We start from the raw sequence: 6,000 nt of genomic DNA, 5'->3' as shown, positions 1-6,000 counted from the left end.
CCCATAGCGCGTCGCACGGTTAGTGCAACCGCGGCTTCATTGTCGGCACTCCGTACCCAACGAAGCCTTAGTTGTTAGGCGAAGAAGTTTTACCGCTTTTTGACCAACAACACTGAATCAGCAGGTTCTTTGTCCAACTCTATTTTATATAAAACATAATCAGATTCAGTTACCGAACCTATAGGACGGTCAGGAACAATGCTTGCTTTCTTTATATAAAGCTGTATCGTATCAATCCTTGCGTGATTTTCTACTCCAAAGCGGTTACCTTTTTCATCAACTAGTTCATTTTCTAGCGAGTAAAGCTTTAATTCAGGCAATCCGTTTTTAGCGAAGAACATTTCTTTTAATGTAGTGTCATTTCTTGCAACAGTAAGCACAAAGCCACTTTCACTATCCCCCGCTGAATACTTTAAACTTGGCTCTCCATTTACTGATTTGACATAGTAGCTGTCGAAAATGAATAGGCGATGTTTCACTTTTATCGGTTCATGAATCCATGCGCTACCAAGAGCTACCACTGATTCACCAATTCTTATATTACTTCTAACAGGTACATACTCCGCAGCAAGAAAGCCATGTTTACGTGCCAGTTTCTTGTCTAAAGATATTCCTTGGTTTTCAGCATTTTTAACACTTATAACCCTAAGTACCAACAGGACTAACAGCACAGTTACTGTTATTAATATAAGTATCGCCTTAATTATATTCATTCAGTTTTACACCTAACTACCTGCTATCAAGAGTACCTACTCCTACTATCTAAACTATGTGTGGGATTAGAAAGCCGTTAACGGAAGACCTCCTTCCACACAGGTATAGTATTAAGCTAATATAACATTTATTTACCGAAAGTCTTATCGGCACACGCCATTTTTAAAGTATAGCTAACAGACTAACATACAACAAAAAAAGGCCCCGGATCTCTCCAGGGCCTTTCATTATAGGACAAGCTTAGTACTAAGCGTTGTTCTCTTCTTCAGCAGACTCGTCATCAGAACCTTTTGCCTTTTTAGCAGCAGCAGCTTCCAACTTCTTCACGCCAGCTTCTTTCTCGTTCTCCAGCATCTGCTCTTTCAGGGCAGAAAGTGCGTCCAGGTCACCCAAGGTAGACTTGTTCTCAGCTTCTTTCTGAACTTTAGGAGCTTTCTCCTTCTTCTCACCACCGGCAGCAGGTGCAGCTTTCTTAGTGGCCTTCGCGATACGTGCGTTGTCAGCCTCAGAGTAAGTAGCAGTGTGCGACAGGATGATCTTGCGGTCGTCCTTAGAGAATTCAGTTACACGGAAGTCAAGGCTGTCACCAGCCTCTACCTGAGAACCGTCTTCTTTCTGCAGACCTTTAGGGAAAGAGAAACCTTCGATGCCGTATGGCAGCTCCAGTGTAGCGCCTCTGTCTGACTTCTCAAGTACAGTAGCTTTGTGTACTGAACCTACGTTGAATACAGACTCGAACGTATCCCAAGGGTTCTCCTCCAATTGCTTGTGACCAAGAGCTAGTCTTCTGTTAGCTACGTCAAGCTCCAGAACAACTACGTCAAGGTTTTCACCAACTTTCACGAACTCAGATGGGTGCTTGATCTTCTTAGTCCAAGACAGGTCAGATACGTGTACCAGACCATCAACACCTTCTTCCAGCTCCAGGAACAGACCGAAGTTAGTCAGGTTACGAACTACGCCACTGTGCTTCGTGCCAACTGCATATTTCGTGATAACATCTTCTTTCGTCCATGGATCTTCAGTAAGCTGCTTGATACCAAGAGACATCTTGCGCTCTTCGCGGTCAAGAGTCAATACAACTGCCTCAACCTCGTCGCCTTGCTTGATGAAGTCTTGTGGGTTGCGCAGGTGCTGTGACCATGACATTTCAGAAACGTGGATCAGACCTTCAACGCCTGGCATCAGCTCAAGGAATGCGCCGTAGTCAGCCACGTTAACGATCTTACCTTTTACTCTAGAACCAACTTCGATTTCAGCTGGCAGAGCATCCCATGGATGAGGAGTAAGCTGCTTCATGCCAAGAGAGATACGCTTCTTGTCATCATCGAAGTCAAGCACTACCACGTTCACCTTCTGGTCAAGGTTCAATACTTCTTCTGGGTGGTTGATACGTCCCCAAGAGATATCTGTGATGTGAAGCAGACCGTCTACGCCACCAAGGTCGATGAACACACCGAAGTTTGTCATGTTCTTGATAACACCTTCCAGAACCTGACCTTTTTCCAGGTTGTTCAGGATGGCTGCACGCTGCTGCTCCAGGTCTTTCTCGATAAGTACTTTGTGAGATACAACCACGTTGTCGAAAGCGGCGTTGATTTTCACAACTTTCACTTCCATTTTCTTACCAACGAACACGTCGAAGTCACGGATCGGCTTCACGTCGATCTGAGAACCTGGCAAGAAGGCTTCAACACCGTAGAGGTCCATGATAAGACCACCTTTGGTTCTTCTCTTCACTACACCCTCCAGAACGTTGTCGTTCTCAAGTGCGTCATAGATCTTAGCCCAGGCAGAAACAATCTTCGCTTTCTTGCGAGAAAGGATCAGCTGACCGTTCGGGTCTTCCTGGTCTTCGATGAATACTTCAACCTCGTCACCAACTTTCAGCTCAGGAAGATCTCTGAATTCTGAAACTGGCACCAGGCCGTCAGATTTGAAACCGATGTTCAAGATCACGTCACGATCAGTGATACCTACCACGATTCCTTTAACAACCTCCTGCTCCTGTACGGTAGTCAGGGTGTCGTCATACATTTTTTCCATTTCAGCGCGCTCTTCTTTGCTGTAGCCGCCACCGAAACCTTGAGACTCAAACTTGTCCCAATCGAAATTTTCTGGAGAATTACTCATAATGTTTTACTGCTCTGGAGAAGCCACCGACTTAGAGCAATAGGCCGGTTTGGTTTGGTTTTACATTTCCCCGAACGCAGTGCCGGGGCCATTCACTCGAATGAAGGGGCAAAAGTAAGGAATACTTAGAAATAATGCTAGTATATAGAAGAGATTTTGCAAAAGAATCGACAGGTGTAAGTACTTGATACAGAAGGCACATGTCCCTGTATCTACCTTATCACTCACCTACCATAGCAGCAGGTATAGCCCTACCCTTTAGTCAGCCAACAGCCATTCATCTATCCTATCAATTTAAAAAAACCAAGACAGACGCTGACCAAGCCGCAGGTATAAATTATCTTAACGTCTCCTTCCTTATAGGTATAGAGAATAGTTAAAACAGTCGAAAGCCCCTTATTCCAGAGGGAAAATCACCCTGATCAAGCAGAAGCATGCAGCACAATTTAGCAACTTCAATTTATCATGCAGCTACCAACAAATCACAGCCTGATAGTTAACAACTTAACAAAAATCAACTAAATATATTAGCAACCATATATTACTACTTCTTGGCTATCTTTAGGTAGATTTGCCAGTCCTCATTAGAGTCGTTCAGGTGCTGTTGCAGGAAGGTATTGAGGGAGGGTCGGGAGGGGTGGCGGTGCAGCTTGAGGCCGGCTTCTTCAGGGGTTCGGTCGCCTTTGCGGGAATTGCACCTGGAGCAGGCCGTGACGATATTCTGCCAGCTGGTCTCCCCTCCCCTGGAGCGTGGCAAGAGGTGGTCCAGGGTCAGGTTACGGGAAGTACCGCAGTACTGGCAAAGGAAGTTGTCGCGACGCAGCACATTGTGCCTGCTGAGGGCTATACCGTAGTATGGCACCTTCACATAGCGTTGCAGCCGGATAACAGAAGGAACAGGATAAGAAGTGCTGACCGTACGCAAAACAGCGCCATTGGCTTTGGAAATAAGCTCTGCCTTTTCGAGATAGACAAGCAAAAAGGCCTTGGTCACCGTGCAGACGGCGATTGCGCTGAAGTCCTGGTTCAATATCAGCACTTTGTCTCTCATGGCCATTCTTTGAACTTTTGCTATAGCTTCTACGAGAATTAACCAACTCGTTATAGCCTAAGTTCAAAGAAAAATGCTGAGAATCAGGAAAAAATGCGCTTGATGATACGTAGTTTATGGGAGTAACGCTTGCGCTCGGCATTGTAAATGCCATTGTGGTCAAGGGTGTCGATGCGGATCTCGCCATGGGCATGCATGATCTGCTGGCCTTCCAGCATGATACCCACGTGCGTAATACGACCTTCTTCGTTAGCAAAATAAGCCAGATCGCCTGATTGAGTCTGCGTAGCAAAGTGCACTTCATCGCCCACCGCCACCTGCTGACTCGCATCACGCGGCAGTTGATAGCCGCAAAGGCCGTATACCTGCTGCGTAAAGCCCGAACAGTCGATCCCGAACATAGACTTACCACCCCACAGATAGGGCGCCTTCAGGAACCCCATGGCTAATTTGGCAAGCTGAGCCGTCGTAACCGGCACAGCAGGGTTCGTGGCCCGTCCGCTGTACTGATAGCTTTGGCCATCAATACGCAGACTCATGCCGTCAAAAAAGGGCAGGTAAGCCCCTATACCTACCAGAACACGCATATCGGCACTACTCACCACCTGCACGATATCCAAAGCCCGGGGATGCTGCGCCGCCTTCCATTCACTGTAGTAACTCGCGGAGACTGGCACATACTGCTTATTGTCAACCCAACCGATATATCCATCCGAAGCCAGTTTCACCTGCACCCAGTTCCCTTGCTTGCTGATCACCTCCAGACACTCCCCAAAGAGCACCTGTGTCACCATTTCCGCCTTGTCAGAAGGCTCAGCGCGCATCGGCACCAGACTGAGCATGCATATTCCGTAGTCCATTTTTGATTGAGTGAGTTGGTGAATGCCTGAGTTAGTGATTTTTAAGTGATCGGGTAATTATTGGCTGAGCGGATGGGTGATTCATGCTGGTGATTGAATAAATTTCTTGATTTTAGACCTTGTAGGAGCTTCTTTTCCAACGAAAAATATCAAACACCCACCTAACCAATTGCAAATTCAAAATAAAAAATCACTCAATCACCAGCTCACTCATTTACTCAATTCCCTAATACCCGCTTCGGTCAAGTTCGCGTTTCATATCCTTTGCTTTGATGTCTTCCCGCTTGTCGTGCAGCTTCTTACCACGCGCCAGTGCGACCTCTACTTTAGCAAATCCACGCTCGCTGATGAACATCCGCGTTGGTATCATTGTCACGCCTTGCTCCTGCACGCCCTTCTCGAGTTTCTTGAGTTCGCTCTTGTTAACGAGGAGTTTGCGCACGCGCATCGGCTCGTGGTTAAAGTGCGTACCCTCCGTGTAGGTGGAGATATGCACGTTGTGCAGGTATAGTTCGCCGTTGTGCAGCACGCAGTAGCCGTCCTGCAGGTTTACCTGGCCTTCCCGGATCGATTTGATCTCGGTGCCTTTGAGCATGATGCCTGCCGTATACTTGTCCAGGAACTGGAACTCAAAAGAAGCTCTGCGATTCTGGATGTTGACGTGCTTCTTGATTCTGTCTTTATCTTTTGCTTTCGTCATGCTATTTCGTTGGAGCCAGTATACTGGCCAATTTTTCTTTCTTTAAAATCTTCTGCCCGGTCTCACCATCTGCCACCAGCCTGTCCCCTACCCGGGCCTCAAAGCTACAAATCACATTATTAGCTTCCTGCGACTTCAGGTAAGCCGTTATTTCAATCACGTCAGTTTCAAAAGCCGGGCTTTTATGGTTGATAGTCAGAAATGTACCTATACCTTCTTCATCCTCTTCTTTCATCTCCAATACAAACAAACGCCCTGCCCACTCAGCCGCTTGTGCCAATGAAAAGGTGCTGCAAACCGCATGCACCAATCCATCATCAAAACGGGCAAAGTCCGCCTCTGTTACCGTTTTGCGGTATACTTTGCTGTCGCCGGTTTGGAAGGGATTTATCATTTTTGAGTTAGTGATTGAGTGAGATAGTGATTATGGGTATTGTTAAATGGTTGATTGTTGATTAACAGGATTTGAAGATCCACAGGATTGAGATAGTTGAACAATCGATATTGAGAATCCTGTTAATCCATTAATCCTGTAAATCCTT

The 6,000-nt window shown here is 46.4% G+C and carries 6 protein-coding genes; all 6 read right to left on the bottom strand.

What is annotated here, in order from left to right:
• Positions 1-89: 89 nt before the first annotated feature.
• A complete protein-coding gene (locus Q1A54_RS17505; protein WP_299990700.1) occupies positions 90-713 on the bottom strand; it encodes a hypothetical protein in 624 nt (207 codons plus the stop codon).
• A gap of 247 nt (positions 714-960) precedes the next feature.
• Positions 961-2,847: a 30S ribosomal protein S1 gene (gene rpsA, locus Q1A54_RS17500; protein ID WP_299990698.1), complete on the bottom strand. Its 1,887-nt coding sequence runs from the start codon at positions 2,845-2,847 to the stop codon at positions 961-963.
• 544 nt (positions 2,848-3,391) lie between these two features.
• Positions 3,392-3,898 carry an HNH endonuclease gene (locus tag Q1A54_RS17495; RefSeq protein ID WP_299990696.1) on the bottom strand — a complete coding sequence of 169 codons (507 nt, stop codon included), beginning with the start codon at positions 3,896-3,898 and terminating at the stop codon, positions 3,392-3,394.
• 83 nt (positions 3,899-3,981) lie between these two features.
• The gene (locus Q1A54_RS17490; RefSeq protein ID WP_299990694.1) at positions 3,982-4,758 is read right to left on the bottom strand and encodes a C40 family peptidase; all 777 of its coding nucleotides are present in this window, start codon (positions 4,756-4,758) and stop codon (positions 3,982-3,984) included.
• Between the two features lie 226 nt (positions 4,759-4,984).
• The gene (gene smpB, locus Q1A54_RS17485) at positions 4,985-5,458 is read right to left on the bottom strand and encodes an SsrA-binding protein SmpB (RefSeq protein ID WP_299990692.1); all 474 of its coding nucleotides are present in this window, start codon (positions 5,456-5,458) and stop codon (positions 4,985-4,987) included.
• A 1-nt stretch (position 5,459) separates the two neighbouring features.
• Positions 5,460-5,852, bottom strand: a complete 393-nt coding sequence (locus tag Q1A54_RS17480) for a hypothetical protein (RefSeq protein ID WP_299990690.1) — start codon at positions 5,850-5,852, stop codon at positions 5,460-5,462.
• Positions 5,853-6,000 lie beyond the last annotated feature (148 nt).

Origin of the sequence: uncultured Pontibacter sp. (genome assembly GCF_947502515.1) — a bacterium.
Lineage (GTDB): Bacteria > Bacteroidota > Bacteroidia > Cytophagales > Hymenobacteraceae > Pontibacter.
The sequence above is the reverse complement of the archived record's forward strand: the minus strand, read 5'-3'. Positions and strand labels throughout refer to the sequence as shown.

What these genes read in the sequence shown, in the direction of transcription:
- Q1A54_RS17505 (WP_299990700.1), bottom strand. Translation starts at nt 713, where the DNA reads ATGAATATAATTAAGGCGATACTTATATTAATAACAGTAACTGTGCTG.
- rpsA (WP_299990698.1), bottom strand. Translation starts at nt 2,847, where the DNA reads ATGAGTAATTCTCCAGAAAATTTCGATTGGGACAAGTTTGAGTCTCAA.
- Q1A54_RS17495 (WP_299990696.1), bottom strand. Translation starts at nt 3,898, where the DNA reads ATGAGAGACAAAGTGCTGATATTGAACCAGGACTTCAGCGCAATCGCC.
- Q1A54_RS17490 (WP_299990694.1), bottom strand. Translation starts at nt 4,758, where the DNA reads ATGGACTACGGAATATGCATGCTCAGTCTGGTGCCGATGCGCGCTGAG.
- smpB (WP_299990692.1), bottom strand. Translation starts at nt 5,458, where the DNA reads ATGACGAAAGCAAAAGATAAAGACAGAATCAAGAAGCACGTCAACATC.
- Q1A54_RS17480 (WP_299990690.1), bottom strand. Translation starts at nt 5,852, where the DNA reads ATGATAAATCCCTTCCAAACCGGCGACAGCAAAGTATACCGCAAAACG.